The organism is Streptococcus sp. DD11 (assembly GCF_001578865.1).
Lineage (GTDB): Bacteria > Bacillota > Bacilli > Lactobacillales > Streptococcaceae > Streptococcus > Streptococcus panodentis.
In genome coordinates this window covers 513,049-535,532 of sequence record NZ_KQ969392.1, presented here as the reverse complement: position 1 = coordinate 535,532, position 22,484 = coordinate 513,049, and the positions used below count along the sequence as shown (strand labels likewise).

General features: G+C 46.0%; 26 protein-coding genes. 24 read left to right on the top strand and 2 right to left on the bottom strand.

Going from position 1 to position 22,484, the window contains the following annotated elements; translation table 11 throughout:
- The first annotated feature begins 153 nt into the window (after positions 1-153).
- Both ruvA and STRDD11_RS02530 read left to right on the top strand, forming a co-directional pair.
- On the top strand, positions 154-744 hold the full coding sequence (gene ruvA, locus STRDD11_RS02535; protein ID WP_128835031.1) for a Holliday junction branch migration protein RuvA: 591 nt from the start codon (positions 154-156) through the stop codon (positions 742-744).
- A gap of 11 nt (positions 745-755) precedes the next feature.
- Entirely contained in the window at positions 756-1,328 is a 573-nt protein-coding gene (locus STRDD11_RS02530) for a DNA-3-methyladenine glycosylase I (protein ID WP_128835029.1), read from the top strand.
- A 9-nt stretch (positions 1,329-1,337) separates the two neighbouring features.
- Here STRDD11_RS02530 and STRDD11_RS02525 read toward each other — a convergent pair whose 3' ends face one another.
- Positions 1,338-2,186: a helix-turn-helix domain-containing protein gene (locus tag STRDD11_RS02525; RefSeq protein ID WP_128835027.1), complete on the bottom strand. Its 849-nt coding sequence runs from the start codon at positions 2,184-2,186 to the stop codon at positions 1,338-1,340.
- 269 nt (positions 2,187-2,455) lie between these two features.
- On the opposite strand from STRDD11_RS02525, the gene STRDD11_RS02520 reads away from it, so the two are divergent.
- The 3 genes from STRDD11_RS02520 to STRDD11_RS02510 all read left to right on the top strand — a co-directional run bounded on the left by STRDD11_RS02520 (position 2,456) and on the right by STRDD11_RS02510 (position 4,721).
- Entirely contained in the window at positions 2,456-2,791 is a 336-nt protein-coding gene (locus STRDD11_RS02520; protein ID WP_241209283.1) for a hypothetical protein, read from the top strand.
- Positions 2,792-3,211: 420 nt separating this feature from the next.
- On the top strand, positions 3,212-4,069 hold the full coding sequence (locus STRDD11_RS02515; RefSeq protein ID WP_128835025.1) for a hypothetical protein: 858 nt from the start codon (positions 3,212-3,214) through the stop codon (positions 4,067-4,069).
- Positions 4,062-4,721 carry an ABC transporter ATP-binding protein gene (locus STRDD11_RS02510; RefSeq protein WP_128835023.1) on the top strand — a complete coding sequence of 220 codons (660 nt, stop codon included), beginning with the start codon at positions 4,062-4,064 and terminating at the stop codon, positions 4,719-4,721. Before STRDD11_RS02515 ends, STRDD11_RS02510 begins: the two co-directional genes overlap by 8 nt.
- A gap of 223 nt (positions 4,722-4,944) precedes the next feature.
- On the opposite strand, the gene STRDD11_RS02505 is transcribed toward STRDD11_RS02510, so the two are convergent.
- Positions 4,945-5,355: a helix-turn-helix domain-containing protein gene (locus tag STRDD11_RS02505; protein ID WP_128835021.1), complete on the bottom strand. Its 411-nt coding sequence runs from the start codon at positions 5,353-5,355 to the stop codon at positions 4,945-4,947.
- Between the two features lie 270 nt (positions 5,356-5,625).
- Between STRDD11_RS02505 and STRDD11_RS02495 the strand changes: the two genes are divergently transcribed.
- From STRDD11_RS02495 to nrdG, 19 genes are all read left to right on the top strand, one after another.
- Entirely contained in the window at positions 5,626-6,882 is a 1,257-nt protein-coding gene (locus STRDD11_RS02495) for a competence/damage-inducible protein A (protein WP_164828342.1), read from the top strand.
- A gap of 56 nt (positions 6,883-6,938) precedes the next feature.
- Positions 6,939-8,087, top strand: coding sequence for a recombinase RecA (gene recA / locus STRDD11_RS02490; protein WP_128835014.1), 1,149 nt, complete (start codon positions 6,939-6,941; stop codon positions 8,085-8,087).
- A gap of 85 nt (positions 8,088-8,172) precedes the next feature.
- Positions 8,173-8,571, top strand: a complete 399-nt coding sequence (gene spx / locus STRDD11_RS02485; protein ID WP_002894078.1) for a transcriptional regulator Spx — start codon at positions 8,173-8,175, stop codon at positions 8,569-8,571.
- Between the two features lie 120 nt (positions 8,572-8,691).
- On the top strand, positions 8,692-9,264 hold the full coding sequence (locus tag STRDD11_RS02480; RefSeq protein ID WP_128835012.1) for an SP0191 family lipoprotein: 573 nt from the start codon (positions 8,692-8,694) through the stop codon (positions 9,262-9,264).
- Positions 9,265-9,366: 102 nt separating this feature from the next.
- Positions 9,367-9,939, top strand: coding sequence for a hypothetical protein (locus STRDD11_RS02475; protein ID WP_128835010.1), 573 nt, complete (start codon positions 9,367-9,369; stop codon positions 9,937-9,939).
- 145 nt (positions 9,940-10,084) lie between these two features.
- Complete coding sequence (locus STRDD11_RS02470; RefSeq protein ID WP_005592119.1) at positions 10,085-10,351, top strand: IreB family regulatory phosphoprotein; 267 nt, start codon at positions 10,085-10,087, stop codon at positions 10,349-10,351.
- The gene (gene ruvX, locus STRDD11_RS02465; protein ID WP_128835007.1) at positions 10,351-10,770 is read left to right on the top strand and encodes a Holliday junction resolvase RuvX; all 420 of its coding nucleotides are present in this window, start codon (positions 10,351-10,353) and stop codon (positions 10,768-10,770) included. The genes STRDD11_RS02470 and ruvX overlap by 1 nt, the downstream gene beginning before the upstream one ends.
- Before the next feature lie 24 nt (positions 10,771-10,794).
- Positions 10,795-11,106, top strand: a complete 312-nt coding sequence (locus STRDD11_RS02460; RefSeq protein WP_128835005.1) for a DUF1292 domain-containing protein — start codon at positions 10,795-10,797, stop codon at positions 11,104-11,106.
- Between the two features lie 347 nt (positions 11,107-11,453).
- Positions 11,454-12,689, top strand: coding sequence for a bifunctional folylpolyglutamate synthase/dihydrofolate synthase (locus STRDD11_RS02455; protein ID WP_128835003.1), 1,236 nt, complete (start codon positions 11,454-11,456; stop codon positions 12,687-12,689).
- A 49-nt stretch (positions 12,690-12,738) separates the two neighbouring features.
- Positions 12,739-13,215, top strand: coding sequence for an SP_0198 family lipoprotein (locus STRDD11_RS02450; protein WP_128835001.1), 477 nt, complete (start codon positions 12,739-12,741; stop codon positions 13,213-13,215).
- Positions 13,216-13,999: 784 nt separating this feature from the next.
- Positions 14,000-15,535, top strand: coding sequence for a cardiolipin synthase (gene cls / locus STRDD11_RS02445; protein ID WP_128834999.1), 1,536 nt, complete (start codon positions 14,000-14,002; stop codon positions 15,533-15,535).
- 237 nt (positions 15,536-15,772) lie between these two features.
- The gene (locus STRDD11_RS13570; protein WP_164828341.1) at positions 15,773-15,919 is read left to right on the top strand and encodes a hypothetical protein; all 147 of its coding nucleotides are present in this window, start codon (positions 15,773-15,775) and stop codon (positions 15,917-15,919) included.
- 38 nt (positions 15,920-15,957) lie between these two features.
- Entirely contained in the window at positions 15,958-17,496 is a 1,539-nt protein-coding gene (locus STRDD11_RS02440; protein ID WP_128834997.1) for a heme transporter CcmD, read from the top strand.
- A gap of 277 nt (positions 17,497-17,773) precedes the next feature.
- Complete coding sequence (gene nrdD / locus STRDD11_RS02435; protein ID WP_128835360.1) at positions 17,774-19,969, top strand: anaerobic ribonucleoside-triphosphate reductase; 2,196 nt, start codon at positions 17,774-17,776, stop codon at positions 19,967-19,969.
- Between the two features lies 1 nt (position 19,970).
- Positions 19,971-20,111 carry a hypothetical protein gene (locus STRDD11_RS02430; protein ID WP_128834994.1) on the top strand — a complete coding sequence of 47 codons (141 nt, stop codon included), beginning with the start codon at positions 19,971-19,973 and terminating at the stop codon, positions 20,109-20,111.
- A 55-nt stretch (positions 20,112-20,166) separates the two neighbouring features.
- Positions 20,167-20,670, top strand: a complete 504-nt coding sequence (locus tag STRDD11_RS02425; protein ID WP_128834992.1) for a GNAT family N-acetyltransferase — start codon at positions 20,167-20,169, stop codon at positions 20,668-20,670.
- 3 nt (positions 20,671-20,673) lie between these two features.
- Complete coding sequence (locus STRDD11_RS02420; RefSeq protein ID WP_128834990.1) at positions 20,674-21,180, top strand: GNAT family N-acetyltransferase; 507 nt, start codon at positions 20,674-20,676, stop codon at positions 21,178-21,180.
- 9 nt (positions 21,181-21,189) lie between these two features.
- Positions 21,190-21,702: a GNAT family N-acetyltransferase gene (locus STRDD11_RS02415; RefSeq protein WP_128834987.1), complete on the top strand. Its 513-nt coding sequence runs from the start codon at positions 21,190-21,192 to the stop codon at positions 21,700-21,702.
- A complete protein-coding gene (nrdG, locus tag STRDD11_RS02410) occupies positions 21,699-22,298 on the top strand; it encodes an anaerobic ribonucleoside-triphosphate reductase activating protein (RefSeq protein WP_128834985.1) in 600 nt (199 codons plus the stop codon). The genes STRDD11_RS02415 and nrdG overlap by 4 nt, the downstream gene beginning before the upstream one ends.
- The last annotated feature ends 186 nt before the right edge of the window (positions 22,299-22,484 follow it).

Here is a 22,484-nt window from a genome sequence, read left to right as displayed (position 1 = left end):
TCTTTTTCTGTCTTTATTCTAGCAAATCTCTTTGCTTTTGAGAATACAGCCTGCTTTCCTTTTTGTCAACCAGAAGTTGCAGTTGTATTAGCAGTTTCAAAAGAGAAAATATGATATACTAGAAAGGCAAATTGATGAAAAAGAAGGAAAATCATGTACGAATATTTTAAAGGAATTATCAGTAAAATCACAGCCAAGTATATCGTGCTGGAGACAGGTAATATTGGCTATATTCTCCATGTGGCCAATCCCTACAGCTACTCAGGACAGCTCAATCAGGAAGCCAAGGTCTATGTGCATCAGGTGGTGCGGGAAGATGCCCAGCTCCTCTACGGTTTTGTGACTGAGGAGGAAAAGCAGCTCTTTCTCAGTTTAATCTCGGTTTCCGGTATCGGGCCTGTCTCTGCCCTGGCCATTATCGCAGCAGATGACAATGCCGGTCTGGTGCAGGCCATTGAGCAGAAAAACATCACCTACCTGACCAAGTTTCCCAAGATTGGCAAAAAAACAGCCCAGCAGATGGTGCTGGATCTGGAAGGCAAAGTGGCAGCAACAGGCGGCCCAACAGAAAGCAAGGCGCCTGTCCAGACGGCGGATAACCAGGAGCTGGAGGAAGCCATGGAAGCCATGCTGGCCCTGGGCTATAAGGCAGCTGAGCTCAAGAAAATCAAGAAATTCTTTGACGGTACGACCGACACAGCTGAAAACTATATCAAGTCAGCCCTCAAGATGCTGGTGAAATAGGAGGCAATAACATGACCAAACGCTGCGGCTGGGTCAAAATGACTAACCCTTTATATGTAGCTTATCACGATGAGGAGTGGGGCCGGCCCCTCCATGACGAACAGAAATTATTTGAACTGCTTTGCATGGAAACCTATCAGGCCGGTCTGTCCTGGGAGACCATTCTCAATAAGCGTCAAGCCTTCAGGGAGGCTTTTCATCACTACGATGCCCAGAAAATTGCCCAGATGACGGATGCTGATCTGGACCGTCTCTTGGACAATCCAGCCATCGTCCGCAACAAGATGAAAATCTATGCGACCAGAGCCAATGCGCAAGCCTATTTAGCTGTTCGGCAGAAGTTTGGTTCTTTCAACGACTACATCTGGTCCTTTGTCGATTTTAAAAGCATTGACAATCAAATCGCCCACTACAAGGAAGCGCCAGCCAAGACCAAACTGTCGGAAGCAGTGTCCAAAGCGCTGAAAAAACAAGGCTTCAAATTTGTCGGTCCTGTCTGTGTTTATTCCTTTATGGAGGCGGCGGGCCTGATTAATGACCATGAGAATGACTGTGACTTTAATCTACATAAAAATACCGTTTGAGAAAGATTCTCAACGGTATTTTTCAATTTCTTCTTTTAGAGATTTTACTAGCTCTTTTTCATCAGCAAGTTGTAGTAGAGCAATCCCTTTTTTTATTAATTCGTTATCATTTTTGCAAATTCCAAGTCGAATCTGTGAAAGCCCGAGGGAATCATAACGTTTTTCTTTTTTTGACAAATCGTAAATGTACTTAGTAATTTCAGCGCATTCTCTCTTTAATCCATTATAAAGATAGATGGTAGAAAGGTTGACTAAGAGTCCGATTTGTACATTATTCCTATAGCGAAATGATTTGTATTTTTTTATGCTATTTAAAATCTTTTGGGTAAATTGTTTGATATTTTCTAAAGGGAAGAAATAAAGGATAGTAGAAAGAAGTCGAAAATCACTTTCATACCAAGTGTCCTGTTTCTCTAAATACGCCCAAATTTCATTGGTAGCAGCATTAATTTCTTTTGTCTCAGAAATTCCATTTTGTCTTAAATGAATAGTAATATTGATGATATCTAAAGCATGTTTAATCGGAATATCGGAATATTTATATAGATATGCCTCGCATTCTCTCTTTAATTGTAACAAACCTTTTGTCCCTACAATAGACTCACCTTGGTTATAAAGAGAATTTAAAATTTTCTGTCTCTGACTAGGTTGATAATAATCACAAATGTATTTAAATTCTTCTAGTGTCATATCTATCTGGCGAAGTAAAAAAATCATGGTATCGAACTTTGGCACGACTTTCCCGCTTTCAATTCGTGCCAAAGTTGAGCGAGCTAAAAAATCTCCACAAATTTCTTCTTGAGTCAACCCTTTTGATTTCCTAATTTCTTTATAGATTTTTCCATAATCCCAGCGCATAAGACCCCTCTTTGAAAATGTTACTAAAAGCCACGTTTTGAGAAAGCGTTTTAAAATAGTATATCATTAAATAAAAGGGAGGGCAAATATGAAAAAAATAATGTACAATTTAATTTTACTGGCAGTAGCGTTAATAGTTACTACAAGTGTGTTTCCATGGTGGTGGCCATGGGGGTAAAGTGAATAGCATAGGAAAGGAGTGAGTCCAATGGACTAAATAATTTAAATTGTTGGATTATGATATTGTAAAAGAAGAGAGGTTGCATAGTATGAAAAGGAAACGTAGTAAAACAATAATTACTATATTTACACTCTTATTAACTCTCGTAATAGGGGAGATAGCAATTGCTGCCACACATGGTAACTATTCAAACGGTGTAAGAAGTACAGAACATTATCAACTATACTATCATGGTGAAGCTTGGACTACTAGAAATGGGAATACTACTTGGATTCGTTATTATAGGAATAATACTTATTTAGGTGGTGCCGTTGCAATGAAGGATTCTTGGAGACCTGCTAGTGACAGGGTATATGCAGCTGTAACTGTTTGGGATTCAATGAATCCATGGGCAGCAAAAACAATTTACAGATATAAACTTTAATACGATAATGAATAGGAGAGATGATGAGACTATTTAACAATCAATATTGGCATCAAATTGCAGTACTAGATAGTTTGACGGTTTTCATTATTTCTCTTTTTGTTTACAGTCAGAAAGGATATTTTTGGATTCCTTTATTTTTTACTTTTTTAATGTTATTATGTTAATTGTTATAAATAAAAAGTATCAGAAACAATTTATCATTTATCATATTTTAGGTAAGTCGCATACAAATTTTGTTGATCAGTATTTAAAATGGCATTTCTACAATTTGTTGATTAGTTATCTTATTAGTACCGTAATGTATCTTATTTTGCATCTAGCTAAGGATATAAGATTAATATTGATTTTTTTGTTATGGGTACTAATTATGTTTACCATCAATATTTGGATTTATGCTATATCTATAGGAAGAATTCTATGAAAAATATCTATTTTCTTATTTTAAAAAAACGCTGGTTCTTATTTACTATTCTATTTCTACTCGTTTTTCTAACAAATAGTGTTCTTTGGAATGAAAGCACACAATTGATTCGCAGATATCCAGCTATTGAAAGGTTAAAGATAGAGGCAGATAAAGGGAGCTATGAGTCGCTTTATATTCCAGAAGCTGACGAAACAGGGGCTCTTATTTCCATCAGTATGGAGGAGAGAAATGAATTATATCATACACTTTTGACTGCTTTAAGAGATGGCAGAGCAATTTATAGAAATAAAATTGCTTATATTGAAAAAGGTGAAAAACTTCAATTACTTACAGCAACAAAACTTAAAGATGTATTCTCAAAAGAAGAGTTAAGCGAACATTTTTTAAATGATATATTGTTTCAGAAATCTAGAGATAATAAGGAATTGTTTAAAAAAATAATAGCAATTAATCAAGCATTCAGTATAAGAACAATGAAAGAGTCTTATCAAGTTGAGAAAGATTATTATATGAATAATTTTTATTTTGCTGTAGCTTTTTCATGTTTATTGCTTACATTTGCATTTTTTATATTATATTGGTTGCTTTCAGCATCAATAAAGATTTGTCAAGGAGAGTTAAGACTATTACGGGTGATTGGTGCAGGGGAAAGATGGCTAAGAGGACGTTTTCTAATTTTATTTTCGATTCCGATTGTGATGGGTTTTATAGGAATGGTGCTTTTTATATTTGCTATTGGATTAAACTTTATTTGGGCGGACTGGATCTATTTACTTGTCTTTAACTTACTCTTTATTATTTCAGCTCATGTTAATATATCCAGGCATACGAAAGGAGTTTTCAATGCTTAAACTAGAGAAAATTTGCAAAAAATATGACAATAAGAATATTTTTCGTAAAGTAAATTTTCGGGCTTCAACAGGAGAAATTGTCCTGCTTACAGGAGAATCTGGTATTGGGAAGACGACTTTTTTGGAAATAATTGCAGGGCTAAGAAAAATAGATTCAGGAAAATACTATTATGATAATCAAGAGATTTTATGTAATGATGATGATATAATGAGTGGTTTTCGTAATAAAAATATTGGGTATATTCTACAAGACTTTGCATTAGTGGACGACTACACGGTTTTAGAAAACATAATCTTGCCAGTATTATATAGTCGATTTTTTAGCAAAGAGGAAGCTATTTTAAGAGCTAAATCTTTTGCATTAAAATTTTATTTAGAGAAAGAATTGGATAAGAAAGTAAGATTTATTTCAGGTGGACAAAAACAAAGAGTTGCGATTATTCGAAGCTTAATATTAAATCCAGAAATAATACTCGCAGATGAACCTACAACCAACTTAGATAAAAACAATTTTCGATTGGTATTAGAAATGTTTCAAGAGTTAAAAAAACAAGAAAAAATTATCATTATCGCAACTCACGATGATCGTATCAAAAAAATTGCAGATAGGTCATATAAAATTGTAAATCAAGAAATTATAGAAAGTCCGTAGATGAGATATATTTGTAAGGATGGAATAGAATTATTGGAGCTTTTTAGTTATTTTGGAAAGTTGATTTATTTCAACTTTTTTATTTTATAAAAATCAAAAATAGCTAAAATTTTCTTAGTGATACGTCAGTAGATTATCATAAAAAGCATAAAATCAATATTAAACAAACAACGTTCTAAGTTTTAAATGCTTTTCAGAACTTATTTTCTCGCAACTTTAAGTCTTATGTATTTTTCTGCATCCAAATCTTTTCCTTGATAAAGATGCGCAGTTCATAGAAGAGCATAAAGAGGGTGGAAATGAGGAAGCCAGCCATAAAGATATGGTGCAAGTAAGCAAAGACACCAATATAAACCAAGATGGAAAAAAGGTAGAGAATGACTAAGTAATGCCATTTCTTAGCTTTACTGTCTTCGATGACCTTTTTCTCCAAGCGCTCATCTTCCCTGATGAGCGTGTCCAGACTGATATCAAACTCCCGACTGATAGCGATGAGATTTCCAATATCAGGGATACCTTTTTCGCTTTCCCAGCGGGCAATGGCGGAGCGGGAAACCTGAAGCCGTTCAGACAAGGCTTCTTGGGTTAGATGATGTTCCTGACGGATATTTTTGAGAACTTGAGAAATTTTCATGATGAACTCCTTTCTTTAAATAAAAATATTTAGAGGATATCCTTTTTTCATCTTTATTATAAAAATAATGAAACCATTTGCCAATAGCATTTCCCTAACAATCTGGTTATTCTGCATAACACCAGTCCTTTTTAAAAGTTTTCCACAGCATGTTGACAAGTTTGTCAAGGAGCTTGACAGTTCTTTTTATTTCCTGAAATGAAAATCAACTTTTTTAAGATTTTTTGTGATAAAATAAAGCCAATTCCGAATTGTAAGGTAGGAGGTTCTATGAAAGCAGAAATTATTGCTGTGGGCACCGAGATTCTGACAGGTCAGATTGTCAATACCAATGCCCAATTTTTATCTGAAAAGCTGGCTGGTTTGGGGATTGATGTTTATTTCCAGACAGCGGTCGGTGACAATGAAGGTCGGCTCTTATCCATTCTGGAAATTGCCCAGCAGCGCAGCGACTTGATCTTGCTATGCGGCGGCCTGGGACCGACAGAGGATGATTTGACTAAGCAGACCTTGGCTAAATTCTTAGGACGCGAGCTGATCTTTGACCCACAGGCTGTGGAAAAATTAGATCGCTTTTTTGCCAGTCGGCCAGACTATGCCCGAACGCCCAACAATGAGCGTCAGGCCCAAGTTATAGAGGGTTCGCTTCCCCTGCAGAATGAAACGGGACTGGCTGTCGGTGGCTTGCTGGAAGCAGACGGAGTGACCTATGTGGTCCTGCCCGGTCCGCCCAGCGAGCTCAAGCCCATGGTCAATAATGAGCTGGTTCCTCTCTTATCCACAGGGCAGAAGCTTTATTCGCACGTGCTGCGCTTCTTTGGAATCGGGGAAAGCCAGCTGGTAACGGTCCTGACGGACTTGATTGATCAACAGACGGATCTGACCATTGCTCCCTATGCCAAGACCGGTGAAGTGACCCTGCGCCTGTCTACCAAGGCGCTGAGTCAGGCGGAAGCGGATGCCAAGTTTGAGCCTGTGGAAAAGTCTATTTTGGCCCATAAAACCTTTGAAGGACTGCCCTTGTCAGAGATTTTCTACGCTTACGGCGATGACCATTCGCTGGCTCAGGTGGTCTTCGACTTACTGAAGGAGCAGGGCAAGACCATCACGGCAGCCGAAAGCCTGACGGCAGGTCTCTTTCAGGCGACTTTAGCTGATTTTTCTGGGGCATCCGCAGTCTTTAATGGCGGCTATGTGACTTACAGCATAGAGGAGAAGAGCCGGATGCTGGATATTCCATTGGCTGAGCTGCAGCAGCATGGAGTTGTGTCAGCCTTTACAGCAGAAAAAATGGCTGAGCAGGCCAGAAAACTGACCCAGAGCGATCTAGCCGTCAGTCTGACAGGTGTGGCTGGTCCAGACTCCCTTGAAGGCCATCCGGCCGGGACAGTCTTTATTGCTTTAGCCAGTGCCGCTGCAACAGAAATCATAGAGGTTAACATCGCTGGCCGCAGCCGTCGTGATGTACGAAAAATTGCCGTTCTGCATGCTTTCAATCTCGTACGAAAAACTTTATTAAAGAGCTGAATTTTGGTATAATTAACAAATGGCCAACAGACATTTTAGAAAAACAGGAGAAATCAATGGCAAAGAAACAAAAAAAATTAGATGAAATCACGAAAAAGTTTGGCGATGAGCGCCAAAAAGCGTTGGATACGGCTCTGAAAAATATCGAAAAAGACTTCGGTAAGGGAGCGATTATGCGCCTGGGCGAGCGGGCAGAGCAAAAGGTGCAGGTCATGAGCTCGGGCTCGCTGGCCTTGGATATTGCTCTTGGTGCCGGCGGCTATCCGAAGGGCCGGATCATTGAGATTTACGGTCCGGAGTCTTCTGGTAAGACAACGGTAGCCCTCCACGCAGTAGCCCAGGCACAGAAAGAAGGCGGTATCGCTGCCTTTATCGATGCGGAGCATGCTTTGGATCCGTCCTATGCAGCTGCATTGGGTGTCAATATCGATGAGCTGCTGCTGTCTCAGCCAGACTCTGGTGAGCAGGGCCTTGAAATCGCGGGTAAGCTGATTGACTCCGGGGCAGTAGACTTAGTGGTTGTGGACTCAGTTGCTGCTCTCGTACCGCGCGCAGAAATCGATGGTGATATCGGGGACAGCCATGTCGGCTTGCAGGCTCGGATGATGAGCCAGGCCATGCGCAAGCTGTCTGCTTCTATCAATAAAACCAAGACCATTGCCATCTTCATCAACCAGCTGCGGGAGAAGGTCGGCGTCATGTTTGGCAATCCTGAGACAACGCCGGGCGGCCGGGCCTTGAAATTCTATGCTTCAGTCCGTTTGGATGTCCGCGGCAATACTCAAATCAAGGGAACCGGTGACGCCAAAGATACCAATGTTGGTAAGGAGACCAAGATTAAGGTTGTCAAAAACAAAGTTGCTCCGCCGTTCAAGGAAGCTTTTGTGGAAATCATGTACGGCGAGGGGATTTCTAAGACCGGTGAGCTGATTAAGATTGCGACTGATTTGGATATCATCAAGAAAGCAGGAGCCTGGTATTCTTATAACGATGAAAAAATCGGTCAGGGTTCTGAGAATGCTAAGAAATACTTGGCTGACCATCCGGAAGTCTTTGAGGAAATTGACCGTCAGGTCCGTATCCGCTTTGGTTTGATTGACGGTGAAGAAGTGGCAGAACCGGCGGCTGAAGGTTCAGAAAACCTTACAGCAAAAGCTGAAGAAGTGACTCTTGATTTGGACGATGCCATTGAAATTGAAGAATAATTTTTCAAAATAGGTCGCAAGACTGATGGTTTTTGTGGTATAATAGGCTACGATATTAGTATCGTGTAGCGAAAGGAGTACTTACATGATTACAATCTATACCGTCTCAAGTTGTACTAGTTGTAAAAAAGCAAAAACCTGGCTAAACGCTCATCAATTAACCTATAAGGAACAAAACCTCGGCAAAGAAGGCATCACCAAAGAAGAACTTCTGGATATTTTGACCAAGACTGAAAATGGAATTGCAAGTATTGTTTCGTCTAAAAATCGCTATGCCAAGGGATTGGGTGTTGACATCGAGGAATTGAGTGTCAACGAAGTCCTGGACATCATCATGGAGACCCCGCGGATTCTGAAAAGTCCGATTTTGGTCGATGATAAGCGTCTTCAAGTTGGCTACAAAGAAGATGATATCCGTGCCTTTCTGCCGCGTTCTGTCCGTAATGTTGAAAATGCAGAAGCCCGTCTGCGTGCGGCTCTCTAAATCGTATACAGTCTGCAGGAGCTGGGGGATTTCCCAGCTCCTCATTTTATGCCTGCAGATGACAGGGGCTGATTGACAAGAGGCAGAACTGTGATACAATATCTCTGAGGAGGATTTTTCATGAAAAAAATTTTACTGCTTCTGGGCTTGACTGCGGCAGTCTTAAGCGGCTGCGCCCAGAAAAAAACGGAGACTGCGGCAAGTCAGGGAAAAAAAGAAGAAATCAGCAACAATCTACCCATTATCAATCAGGCAGAGCAGCAGGAGGTCATCACTCGGACAGTAGCCTTTCCAAAGGATGAGCAAGGAGCACAGCAGACCCAGACTGTGACCTATCAGGGCAGTCATTTCCAGCGGCTGGTGATTGAAAGAGTCACTGCGACAGACCCTGAATTGAAAGAAGCGATTAAAGAACTGGGGATAGAGGAAGCGCAGAAGTCGCTCAATGAGTCCTTGGATAAGGATACAGACTATGCTCAGGCTAAGACTTTAGCTGGTTTTACGGGTTCCGTTACCGTTCTCAATGAAAATGAGCTGAAAATAACCTCAACCTGTGATTTTCAGAGTTTGGATATCAACAAAGCAGCAGACATGCCTTATTTTAAAAACCTGAATTTAAAAGAGATGGTGAAGCTGACTCCGGAGGAGTATATCACGAATCTCTTGGCCAATGGCGCAGAAGAGCAGAAATAACTGCTCTTTTATTACAATCTGATTACGGGAAGGGGAATAGAATTGACAGCGCTTTTTTAATCATGATATGATGTAGTTAACTTATTGTGAAGGAGACAAGAGATGAAAAAAGCGCTTATTTGCCTGTTAGCTGCTTTGCTGTTCTTATCTGCCTGCAGCCAGCGGTCAGATTCCAGCAGGAATGCGGGTCAGTCCGATTTGTCAGAGACTTCGCAGAGCCAGGCAGCAAAGGCGGAGACAGTGACCAAATCCTACCGGACAGAGCAGGAATTTGAAGGCGGAAAAGAGAGCCGGATTTTAACTGTTACTTATAGCGGCCAGCAGTATGAAACGGTTGTTTTGCGGGTCAATCGGACCATTCCTGCCAATATCAAAGAATCGCTGGGGGATCAGGATATTTCGACGGTCAAGGAGGAGCTGCTGAAGGTTGCGGAAAGACTGCTCGGTTTGGACCAGATTGCGGCTATCAAGGGAATTGAGCTGCATACAGACCTTACAGCAGATGAGATTCTCTTTGTCCTGACGGTTCATCCCAAAGAGCTTGACTTTGAGGCTGTCAAGCAGCTGCCGACTTATGGGCCGATTTTTGAGCAGATTCAGACCTTGAGTCCCGAAGAGCTGCTCAGCACTTTCAAGGGGGCAGACGGCAGCGAAGTTCCCAATCCTTCCGAGTAATCAAAACGGAGCATCTGCATTTTTAAACCAGTTTTCACAGAGAGACTGGTTTTTCTGTCTCCTGCGTCAATAGAAAGAGTATAAATTTGTGAAAAGCCTTTAATTATGCTATAATAGGGATATTCTAAAGAAAGAGGGTGTAATTGTGGGATTTACAGATGAAACAGTACGTTTTAATCTCGATGATTCAAATAAAAAGGAAATTAGCGAGACTTTGACAGATGTCTACAAGTCGCTCAATGACAAGGGATACAATCCAATCAATCAAATCGTGGGATACGTACTGAGCGGCGATCCTGCGTATGTACCTCGCTATAACAATGCGCGCAATCAAATCCGCAAGTACGAACGCGATGAGATTGTGGAAGAATTGGTTCGTTACTATCTGAAAGGGCAAGGCATTGACCTCTGATGAGAATAATGGGATTGGATGTCGGCTCAAAAACCGTGGGCGTCGCCGTTAGCGACCCTCTTGGATTTACGGCCCAAGGCTTAGAGATTATTCCGATTAATGAAGACAAGGGGGAGCTTGGCCTTGAGCGTCTGGGGGAGTTGGTCAGGCAGTATGGAGTCGAGCGGTTTGTCGTCGGTCTGCCAAAAAACATGAACAACACCAGCGGTCCGCGGGTGGAAGCCAGTCAGGCTTATGGCCGGCAGATTGCAGAGCAGTTTCAGCTGCCGGTAGACTATCAGGATGAACGTCTGACGACGGCGGCTGCAGAGCGTATGCTGATTGAGCAGGCGGATGTCAGCCGCAGCAAGCGCAAAAAAGTCATTGATAAGCTGGCAGCTCAGCTGATTCTGCAGAATTATTTAGATCGAAATTTTTAAAAAGAAATTTGAGGAGAAACCTATATGGCACATGATCATAACCATGACCACGAGCATGAAGAGCGTGAACTGATTACTTTGGTAGACGAAGAAGGAAATGAAACCCTGTTTGAGATTCTTCTGACGATTGACGGCAAGGAAGAATTTGGCAAAAACTATGTCCTTCTGATTCCGGCCAATGCGGAAGAGGATGAAAACGGCGAAGTGGAAATCCAAGCTTACTCATTCACTGAAAACGAGGACGGAACGGAGGGCGACTTGCAGCCGATTCCAGAAGATTCCGATGCTGAATGGGACATGATTGAGGAAGTCTTTAACAGCTTTATGGAAGAGTAAGGCTGAGGCTGTGTAAGAGGTCTGGGAGATTTTAAGTCTGGGCTTGAAAAGGGCCAGTCGGGCTGGGGTTGGTTTCAGACCTGCTCTGAGCAGTGAGAATGAGCTGGCTGTTCGGACCGCTTTGGCCCCAGTTTGAAAATGCGAGGGCGAGAAAGTGTGCGCTGTCGTCTCGGTTCTGTACATAGAAAGAGGGCAGGGGGTGCTTTGGGGGTTCGCTCTGAGAGGCGAGAACGAATGCTTGTTCTGCCGCACTTTTTCGGCTCGGTTGAAAATAAAAACATGAAAGAGGAGCGAGTTGTAATTCAGTATTGGATTCTGCTCTGCTTCTCTTTTTCTTAGGTAAGGAAATGAATGAAATTGAAGAGTGGCTGAACAGCCGAATCGGCCTGAATTTCCGTTCGGGCCTGGACCGGATGCGGCAAGCAGTTCGGCTGTTGGGCAGTCCTGAACGGGCCTATCCGGCCATCCATGTGACGGGAACCAACGGCAAGGGGTCTGCTATTGCCTTTATGAGGAATTTATTTGCTGGTCAGGGTCTGAAAGTGGGCAGCTTCACCTCGCCGCATATCATCAGCATTCACGATCGGATCTGCGTAAATGGGCAGCCGATTTCTGATGAGGATTTTGTCCGCTTGGGTTTGCACATCCAGAAAATGGAGTCGGAACTGCTGAAGCCGCAGGATCAGCTGTCTTATTTTGAGATTTTGACCCTGCTCGCCTTTCTCTATTTTAGGGAGCAGCAGGTGGATTTGGCTTTGATTGAAGTCGGAATCGGCGGACTGCTGGATACGACCAATGTTTTGACAGGAGCTGTCTCTGTGGTTACATCGGTCGGACTGGATCATCAGGAAACCTTGGGGAGCAGTGTTGAAGCGATTGCCCGGCAGAAGGCCGGTATATTCAAGCAAGGCTGCCCGGCTGTTATCGGACCTCTGCCGGAAGCGGCACGCTTGGTCTGTCGGGAGCGGGCGCAGGAGCTGGGTCTGGGCCTTTATGAGTATGGCCGGGATTTTTCTTGGTCACACCAAACGTTCCGCAATTCATCAGTGAGCCTGTCCGGCCTGCAGCTAGGGCTCAAGGGCCACTATCAGGAAGAAAATGCAGCTCTGGCCCTGCAGGCTTTCTTGCTCTTTATGGAGCGTCAGGGCTGGCAGCTGGATACTGCGGCTATTCAAGAAGGACTGCGGACGACGCGCTGGGCTGGACGCTTGGAGGAAGTCAGTCCGGGAATCTATCTGGACGGTGCCCACAATCTTCCGGCTTTGCAGCGTTTGGCGGAATTTATCCAGTCGCAGGACGGCAAAGACTGCACGGTTCTTTTTGGAGCGCTCAAGCGCAAGGACTACGGCGGCATGCTGGCTTATTTGCAGGAAGTTCTGCCCGCCGGAGCTCTGACAGTGACGACCTTTGCTTATGGAGAGGCAGTAGGTCAGGCGGAAATCGGAACCTTTGCCTATACGGATGATTACCGGACATTCATCGAAAATTTTAAGAAGAACAGAAAGAGCAAGCAGCTGCTCTTCATCACCGGATCGCTCTATTTTATAGCGGAGGTCCGTGCCGAGTTGACAGCTGCTGATTGACCGCGAGAAGCAAGTTTTGCTACAATAAGGATAAAAAGGAGACAAGCAGATGACAATTTCTAAAAAAATCACTTTTTCAGCTTTAACGGCGCTGGCGGCTATAGCTTTGGCTGCCTGCGGCAGTTCCAATCAAGAGCAGACGGGTCAGTCCTCTCAGGCTCAGTCAGTTTCGTCCAGCAGTGCAGCGGAATCATCCTCCGCAGGCTCTTCCTCTTCTGCCGGCAGCTCTTCGTCAGCAGCTTCTGCTTCTGAAAACCAAGAGACTGCTCAGCTGGATGGCAGCTACCAGGCTAACTATGACGGCGAGCAGCTGACCTTGGAGATTTCGGGTACGACAGGCAGTCTGACCCAGTTTGAAGCAGAGGGACAGTCAGAGGTCAAGCAGGTTCAGATTGATTCCAGCAATCAGACAATGGTCATCGGAGACGATGTTAAACGCTACCGCCTAGATGGCGATCAGCTGACACTGGAGGATCTCTCGCAGGAAGCTTCTGATGATGACACTATGATTTTCAGTAGACAGTAAAGATGGCAGGCTCCGCACGGCTGCTCATTGCTCTATCGTCCTGTGTTTTAAGCGATAGGCTGAAACTGTCCCCCGGACAGTTTCACTGCTAAAAGCAGACTAAAAGACTAAAAAATCAGTCTTTTTCTGGTGCAATCACCTTCTTGAATACAGCTTCTTAAATGTTGAATGGGGATAGGGGGACTCTGGCTGAAGCGGTTTGACTGTTTTCAGCTTGTCGGAGTCTCTTTTTTTGCAGTCTTTTGGGCAGGAAAATTCCTTTTGCATTGATATAAGCGTTGTTTTACGGCTCTTTTATTGTTATACTAGAATATATGTAAAGCTGTTCTTTTTGTTTTGTATAAACCGGGACAGCGGGGGTGGGAAAGAATGCCGAAAAATAAAAAGAAGCCGTCTTCCCACCTCCGAACAGCTCAGCCAATCAGGGAATGATGGTCTGAGCTTGTGAATACAGTCAAGCAAAGCTCGCTGTCAAAGCAGCGGCTTGTAAGAGTTGATGGTTCAAGGAATGAGAAGCCGCTCAGCAGCGGTTGATGGCGCTAAAGTGCCTAATGAACTTGGGCAGGGGAGATTCTGGTTGACGACAGTCAACAAAAGCTCCCCCAATCACTGCGTCTTGCAATCAAACGATAGAAAGATGCGAAGCTGGCTACTTTTGTTTTGTCCTATTCCTTTCCCTCTGCGGGTGAGGGCACTGCCATCATGGGAGTCTGTCCCGGCCTCTCAGAGGACTATTCATGAAAAACAAAGAGCAAACTAATTTGAGTATGAGATGGGAGAGACTATGACTTTCGGGAAATTTCGTCTGTTGATGTCCAAGTACGGCTTTAGTATGATTATCATGCTGCTGGAGCTGTCCTTTGTTTTTGCTGCTTTTTTCTATTTCAGCGGGATTGCTCCTAACTGGCTGTCAATAGCCATTATTGTGTTTATGTACATCGGGACGATTCTGTCCATTGTCAACCGCAACATGCCTCCTGAAAGCAAGGTTGCTTGGCTCCTGATTGCAGTTGTACCGATTTTTGGCTTTCTGCTGTATCTGATGTTCGGGGAGCGCCGCTTGTCCAAAAAAGAGATGGTGCAGCTGGAAAATATGGACTCCATGAAGTTCCGGGAGGACAATAGCTATGACCTCCGAGTCCGTCTCAAAAAGGAAAATAAGGCGGCCTACGGGATTGTCAAGTCGCTTCTGGCCATGGACCACAATGCGGATGTCTATGACGGCACGGCTTCCCGCTATTTTCCGATTGGCGAGGAGATGTTTGCGGCCATGCTGGAGGATTTAAGGGCGGCTGAGAAGTTCATTTTTTTGGAATTTTACATCATCGACGAGGGGCTGATGTGGGACAGCATTCTGCAGGTGCTGACGGAAAAGGCGGCACAGGGCGTCGAAATCAAGCTGCTCTATGATGATATTGGCTGTATGGCGACACTGCCGGGGGACTATACCCGCAAGCTGCGCAGGCTGGGGATTGATGCCCATAAGTTTAATAAGGTGATTCCGCGGATGACGGTAGCCTATAATAACCGTGACCACCGCAAGATTCTGGTCATTGACGGTCAGATTGGCTACACCGGCGGGATTAATCTGGCGGATGAATACATCAACCATATTGAGCGCTTCGGTCACTGGAAAGACGGCGGTATCCGCTTGGAAGGTCGGGCTGTCAAGGCGCTGACCCGGCTTTTTCTCATGAATTGGTACATCAACCGCGGGGAAATTTCCGACTTTGATAAGTATCATCTGGACAATCAGGCAGTGGCAGGTCAGGGACTTTATATCCCTTACGGCAGCGGTCCCAAGCCCATGTATAAGTCGCCTGTCGGCAAGAATGTTTACCAGAATATCATCAGTCAGGCCACGGATTATGTCTATATTACGACTCCTTATCTGATTATTGACTACGATCTGACGGAGGACATTAAAAATGCTGCTATGCGGGGAGTGGATGTTCGGATTGTGACTCCCTTCATCCCGGATAAGAAGCTGATTCAGATTGTCACCCGCGGGGCCTATCCAGACTTATTGGAGGCTGGGGTCAAGATTTTTGAGTACAAGCCCGGCTTCATTCACAGCAAACATGTTGTGGCAGATGACGAATTTGCCGTGGTGGGGACCATTAATTTTGACTACCGCAGTTTGGTTCACCATTATGAAAATGCAGTGCTTCTCTATCGGACCGAGACCATTCCGGCTATCAAAGAGGATTTTGAGGCTGTCTTTGACATTTCTGAGGAAGTTCTGCCGGAAAATCTCCATATCACTTGGTACAAACGCCTGCTGAAAGAGGTCATGCAGCTCTTTGCTCCTATGCTGTAAGGGCTGCTGCTTTGTGAAATCCATGCTCACATTCTTTGAAAATCGAAATCAGACTGCAAAGCCTGTCACCTAATGAGAAAAAACAACTCCCCCATAATCCTGAACCGGCTTGGATTTTGGGGGAGTTTTGTATGAGCTGCGAATAATTGTTTTTTTAAGTGAAGCGGACATCAGATTCAGCCGTCTCTCTGCTTTTTTGCTGTTTTTTGCGAATAGTAAAAATAAAGGGAGGATTGGATGACAGTGTTTGAAGTACTTTACGGCAGCCAACTGGTCTGGGAGAGCAGAGAATACCGCCGTTTTCGGGAATTGGAGAGTCTGGCTGCAAAGCCTAAAAAGAGAAAGGAAATGCAAGAGAAGGCTGACAGGAAGAAAGGAATTTGATATACTAGATAAGACTGATATCAAGGAGATTCTTTTTTATGTACGATACAAATGACGAGCCGGTTTTGGAAGTGTCTGAGGCCTCTTTAAGCAGAAGTGAACAGGCTGAGAGCCAGCCTGCAAAACTGGAGCCTGTTCCTTATGTTCTTGCTTTTTTATGCAGCTTGATTCTCAGCCTGCTCAGTGTGGTCAACCCTTTATTGACCCACTTGTCTACCAACCTGCAGTCGCAGAATCTGTATGCCGGCTGGGCCATGAGTCAGGGGCAGCTGCCTTATTCGCAGATTTATGGGACCAGCGGCCTGCTCTATTATTTCATTCTTTGGGCTGGCAGTCTGGTCTTTGGGCAGTTTCTGCTCATAGCTTTTCAAACACTGGCTCTGTGGCTGGCGGGCATTTTCCTGCATCGGACAGTGGCCCGGCTCAGACCCAAGCAAGGCTTGTCGCGCAGTCTCCTGCTGCTCTTTTACCTTTTGGTTTTTGCGCTGGGCTTTGGCGGTCTTTACTCCACTATATTTGTTTTTCCTTTTATCTTTTGGAATCTCTCTTTCTTAGTGCGCTATCTGCAGGACGATCTCAAGGATGAAAAGTTCATCTTATACGGTGCTTTCGGGGCCGTTGCCTTTATGATTGAGCCGATGGTCAGCCTTGTTTTTTATGCGCTGACCAGCTTGGTGCTCTTTGTCTACAATATCGTGAGCAAGCAGAAGGCCAGAGGTTTTTACCAGTTTTTGGCAGCACTGCTGGGCTTTTCGCTGATTTTCTATCCGCTGGGCTACTTTACCGTTGTCAATCAGACGTTCGGTCAGGCCATCAGCCAGGTGACCTATGCCTGGGATTCCTTTAACCTGCTCGGCAGCCATCTCCTCGGCAATCTGCTTTATTACGGTCTCTTGACGGTCGGTTTGGGCTTTGCATCAGCCTTTGCAGTCGGCCTGTTTACCAAGGCGGAGTCAACCAGCACGCGCGTGCTGCGCTTTATCGGTCTGCTGGGCCTGTTGGCAACGGTTTTAGGGGCGCTGGGTCTGCCGGACCAAGGCAGCTATCAGCTGCTGCCAGCCCTGCCTTTTGCTATGATTCTGCTGGCTCTCTGGTTTAATAAGGGCAAGAAGCAGGCGGGCCGCCACCGCAGGGACCGCCGCCAGCCTTCCCTCTGGTCCAGCTACATCGCCGGCCAGTTCTTCCTGCCGCTCCTGGCTCTGCTCTATCTAGTAGGCTATCCGCTGGTCAATGAATACCTGCTTTCCAGCGGTCAGTCTGCTGAAAGAGCTAGAGCAGCTCAGTATATTCAGGAAAAGAGCAGCGCGGACGATAGGGTGTATGCTTGGGACAATAGTGCCAGCCTCTATCAGGCCAGCGGCCGCAAGTCAGCTGTTTCCCTGCTTTCGCCCGCTCTTTATCTGGGAACGGCTGAAAATCGTCTGGGACTGCAAAGCGCTTTGGAAAATGTCCAGCCCAAGTTTATTTTGGTCAACAATCATCTGGAGCTGCTGTCTGATACCCGCCAAAATCTTTCTAAAAATTATAAAGAAACGGATCTCAAACTGAGCCATTTTAAACTTTACGAACTGAAGTAAATTATCAATATGTTGTGTATAAAATAAAATTTTTAAAAATTTTACACAACATATTGATTTTTTATTTTAACGTGCTATAATGATTCTTGTATCAATCATAGCATACTTTTTGAAAATCAGCCCGGAACAATCTGGGTCTGAAGCTGTCCGCTGCCAGCTGTACCGGCACTTTTTTTGCGGAAGTTTGTCCGCTGCTGCAAGGCCAAGCTGCTGTGGTTTGGGTGTACAGCAGAGCTGAGATGATTTTCATGAGTATCAGAAAGAGGATGTGTCCATGATGATTTTAAGAGAAGAAAAGTTTGAAACCATTCCAGCTGTTTATGTCGAAAAGCGGGACGGCCGCCGGGTGACTTTTGATGTTGCGAAGATTTACAAGGCTATGGTGCGGGCTGCGCAGGAAGTCGGCCCTCTGACGCCGATGCTGGAAGCCAAGCTTGAAACGATTACGGATCGCATTGTCGCTGAAATCACCGATCGTTTTGCCAAGTATGTCAAAATCTATGAGATTCAGAATATTGTAGAGCATGAGCTGCTCAATGCCAAGGAGTATACCATTGCAGAGAGCTACATTACCTACCGCACCCAGCGGGATTTTGAGCGCTCAAAAGCGACGGACATCAACTTTACCATCGACAAGCTCCTCAACAAGGACCAGACGGTAGTCAATGAAAATGCCAATAAAGACAGCGATGTCTTTAATACCCAGCGCGATCTGACAGCGGGGATTGTCGGCAAATCCATCGGACTGAAAATGCTGCCGCCCCATGTGGCCAATGCACATCAAAAAGGCGATATTCATTACCACGATCTGGACTACAGTCCCTATACACCGATGACCAACTGCTGCCTGATTGACTTTGCGGGGATGCTGAAGAATGGCTTTAAGATCGGCAATGCTGAAGTGGAAAGTCCCAAGTCTATCCAGACTGCGACAGCTCAGATTTCGCAAATCATCGCTAATGTAGCGTCAAGCCAGTACGGTGGCTGTTCGGCTGACCGGATTGATGAGGTTTTGGCGCCTTATGCTGCGCTGAATTATCAAAAACATCTGCGGGATGCGGAGCACTGGGTCCTGGAGGATAAGCGCGAGGACTATGCCTGGGAAAAGACCAAAAAGGATATCTATGATGCCATGCAGTCCTTGGAATATGAGATCAATACCCTCTTTACATCCAACGGTCAGACGCCTTTCACATCGCTGGGATTTGGCCTGGGGACCAATCGCTTTGAGCGGGAGATTCAAAAAGCCATTCTCAATATCCGTATCAAGGGGCTGGGATCCGAGCACCGCACAGCCATTTTCCCCAAGCTGATCTTTACCCTCAAGCGCGGCCTGAACTTAGAGCCCGGCACACCGAACTATGATATTAAAGAGCTGGCTTTGGAATGCGCCACCAAGCGGATGTATCCGGATGTGCTGTCCTATGACAAGATTATTGACCTGACCGGCTCCTTCAAGGTGCCCATGGGCTGCCGTTCCTTCCTGCAGGGCTGGAAGGACGAAAATGGGGACGAAGTCAACTCCGGCCGCATGAATCTGGGGGTTGTCACGGTTAATCTGCCGCGGATTGCCTTGGAGTCTGAGGGCGACCTTGCCAAGTTCTGGGAAATCTTTAATGAGCGCATGAATATCGCCGAAGATGCGCTGGTCTATCGGGTGGAGCGGACTAAGGAGGCCAGTCCGGCCAATGCGCCTATTCTCTACCAATATGGGGCCTTCGGCCGGCGCTTGGGCAAGTACGATCAGGTTGACCAGCTCTTTACCCACCGCCGGGCCACCGTTTCTCTGGGCTACATCGGCCTCTATGAAGTGGCAGCAGTCTTCTATGGCAGCGACTGGGAAAAAAATCCAGCAGCCAAGGAATTTACCGTTTCGATTGTCAAGGATATGAAGCGGCGCGTGGAAGAATGGTCTGAACAGTACGACTATCACTTCTCTGTCTATTCAACACCGTCTGAGAGTCTGACAGACCGTTTCTGCCGGCTGGATACGGAGAAGTTTGGTGTCATTGAGGATATTACTGACAAGGAGTACTATACCAATTCTTTCCACTACGATGTGCGCAAGAATCCGACGCCCTTTGAAAAGCTGGACTTTGAAAAGGTTTATCCAGAGGCCGGTGCTTCCGGCGGTTTTATCCACTACTGTGAATATCCGGTCCTGCAGCAGAATCCCAAAGCCCTAGAAGCTGTATGGGACTATGCTTACGATCGGGTCGGCTATCTGGGGACCAATACACCGATTGACCGCTGCTATCAGTGTGATTTTGAAGGAGATTTCACGCCGACTGAGCGGGGCTTCACCTGCCCTAACTGCGGCAACAGCGACCCCAAGACGGTAGATGTGGTCAAGCGGACCTGCGGCTATCTGGGCAATCCTCAGGCTCGGCCTATGGTCAAGGGCCGTCACAAGGAAATATCGGCCCGGGTTAAGCATATGAACGGTTCGACCATTAAGTATGAAGGAAATTAAGATGGGAAAATACCAACTAGATGACAAGGGAAAGGCTCAAGTACGGCGTTTCCACGAGAAGCACTCGCAGGGCGGCAGCGACAAAAAAGACCGCTTAGTCAGTCTGCGGCAGAAATTTTTAGAAAAAAAGAAGAAACAATAGAAGTTGGAGTGGGGCGCGATGCAGTCTCACTCTCTTCGTATCAGGAGAAAAAGCGATGGAACTAAGGCGGCCGACTTTGGCAGACAAGGATACGATTTTGGAGATGCTGGCTGACTTTGAGGCAGCTGGCGGTCCCAAGGATGGTTTTTTCGGCGGAGCGGATTTTGTTTACGAAGACTGGCTGGAGACAATCCAGCTGGCTGAAGCAGGCTTGGGCTTGCCGGATGGCTTTGTCCCCTATATCCAGCTGGTTTCTTTTGATGAGTGCGGTCGGGCGCTGGGTTTTGCCAATCTGCGCCTGCGGCTCAATGAGGCTCTGCTCCGGCACGGCGGCCATATCGGCTACAGCATCCGTCCGTCGGCGCGTGGGTGCGGTCTTGCAAAAGAGCAGCTGCGGCAGACTTTGCAGCTGGCAAAAAGCAAGAATATCCCGCGTGTTTTGGTGACCTGCTCAGGCGGAAATCCTGCCAGCCGGGCGGTGATTGTGGCCAATGGCGGCAGTTACGAGGACAGCCGGGATGGGACAGAGCGCTATTGGATAGATCTAGCGGAGGAGTAAGATATGGAGCTAAGGCGGCCGACGGCGGCAGATAAAGATAGGGTGTTGGAGATGATTGCCGAGTTTGCTGCAGCAGATTCTTACATGCACGGCGGCATGGGGGCAACCTGGAAGATGGCCGACAGCTACGAAGACTGGCTGGACATGGTTCAGCAGCAAGAAAAGGGCCGGCGGGTGCCAGCCGGCTGGGTGCCCTCCATTCAGTTTCTGTCTTTTGATAAAGAGGGGCAGGTACTAGGCTTTCTGGCCCTGCGACCAGTTTTGAATGAAAAGACTATCATCGAAGGCGGCCATATCGGCTACTCCATTCGGCCCAGCAAGCGTCGCCAGGGGCTGGCCAAAGAGCAGCTGGCCTTGGGCCTGATAGAGGCCCGGACAGCCGGATTGGACCGAGTGCTGATAACCTGTGATGAGGCCAATGAAGGCAGCCGCCGCACCATTCTTGCGGCCGGCGGAGTTTATGAAAATACAATTGACAGAAGTGAGCGTTATTGGATTGACCTAGATTGAGGAGGTCCTATGAAATTACGAAGACCGAGATTAGAAGACCAAGCAGCCGTCCTCGACATGATGGCTGAGTACGAAGAAAGACAATGTTACCCAAACGGCCTGCGCAGCAGTGCCTGGAATGCTTCCCAAGACTTTGCGGACTGGCTGCGGCTTTTAAGAGAGCAGGAAACGGCTGATAACCTGCCGGCGGGCTGGGTGCCCTCTGTTCAGTTCCTCTCTTTTGATGAGGAGGATCGACCTGTAGGCTTTCTGGCTCTGCGCCTGCTGCTCAATGAAAAACTCTTTATTGAAGGCGGCCATATCGGCTACTCCATTCGCCCCAGTCAGCGAGGCAGAGGCTATGGACAGGAGCAGCTGCATCTGGGACTGATAGAAGCCAAGAAACGCGGTCTGGACTTTGTCCTTGTGACCTGCGATGAAGACAATGAAGCCAGCCGCCGGACCATTTTGGCCAATGGCGGCGTTTATGACAATACCATCGCCGGCCATGAGCGTTTTTGGATAGATGTGGAGGCCGCATGAACAATCCAAAACCACAAGAATGGAAAAGCGAGGAACTGAGTAAGGGCCGGATTATTGACTATAAGGCCTTCAACTTTGTAGATGGTGAGGGGGTCCGCAATTCGCTCTATGTCAGCGGCTGCATGTTTCACTGCGAGGGCTGCTACAATGCAGCGACCTGGTCATTTAATGCCGGTATTCCCTATACAGAGGAGCTGGAAGAGCAGATTATGAAAGATCTGGCGGAGCCCTATGTGCAGGGGCTGACCCTTCTGGGCGGCGAGCCCTTTCTCAATACCGGCATCCTCCTGCCCTTGGTCAAGCGAATTCGGCGCGAGCTGCCCGATAAGGACATATGGTCCTGGACCGGCTATACTTGGGAGGAAATGATGCTGGAAACGGATGATAAGCTGGAGCTGCTCAGTCTCATTGATATCTTGGTTGACGGCCGCTTTGACCTCAGCAAGAAAAATCTCATGCTGCAGTTTCGCGGCTCCTCCAACCAGCGGATTATCAATGTGCAACAGTCGCTCCAGTCAGGCCAAGTCGTCATCTGGGAAAAACTCAATGACGGTCTGCAGGCCTATGAGCAGGTGGACCGAGATAACCTGATTTAATAGGCGGAATCAAAATTTGCAGCAGCCGCGGTCTCCATTGCGGAGGCTTGCTTGCGGGCATTTATCGTCATTTCGTTTATCTTTTATGACTTTGTTAGCTCGCCTTGCCCTGCTTTTGACACTTCCTCACGGAAGCTTTATCTGCCACGAGGCTGGGACAAAAGTCCTTCAGCCTCGCTTTGTTTT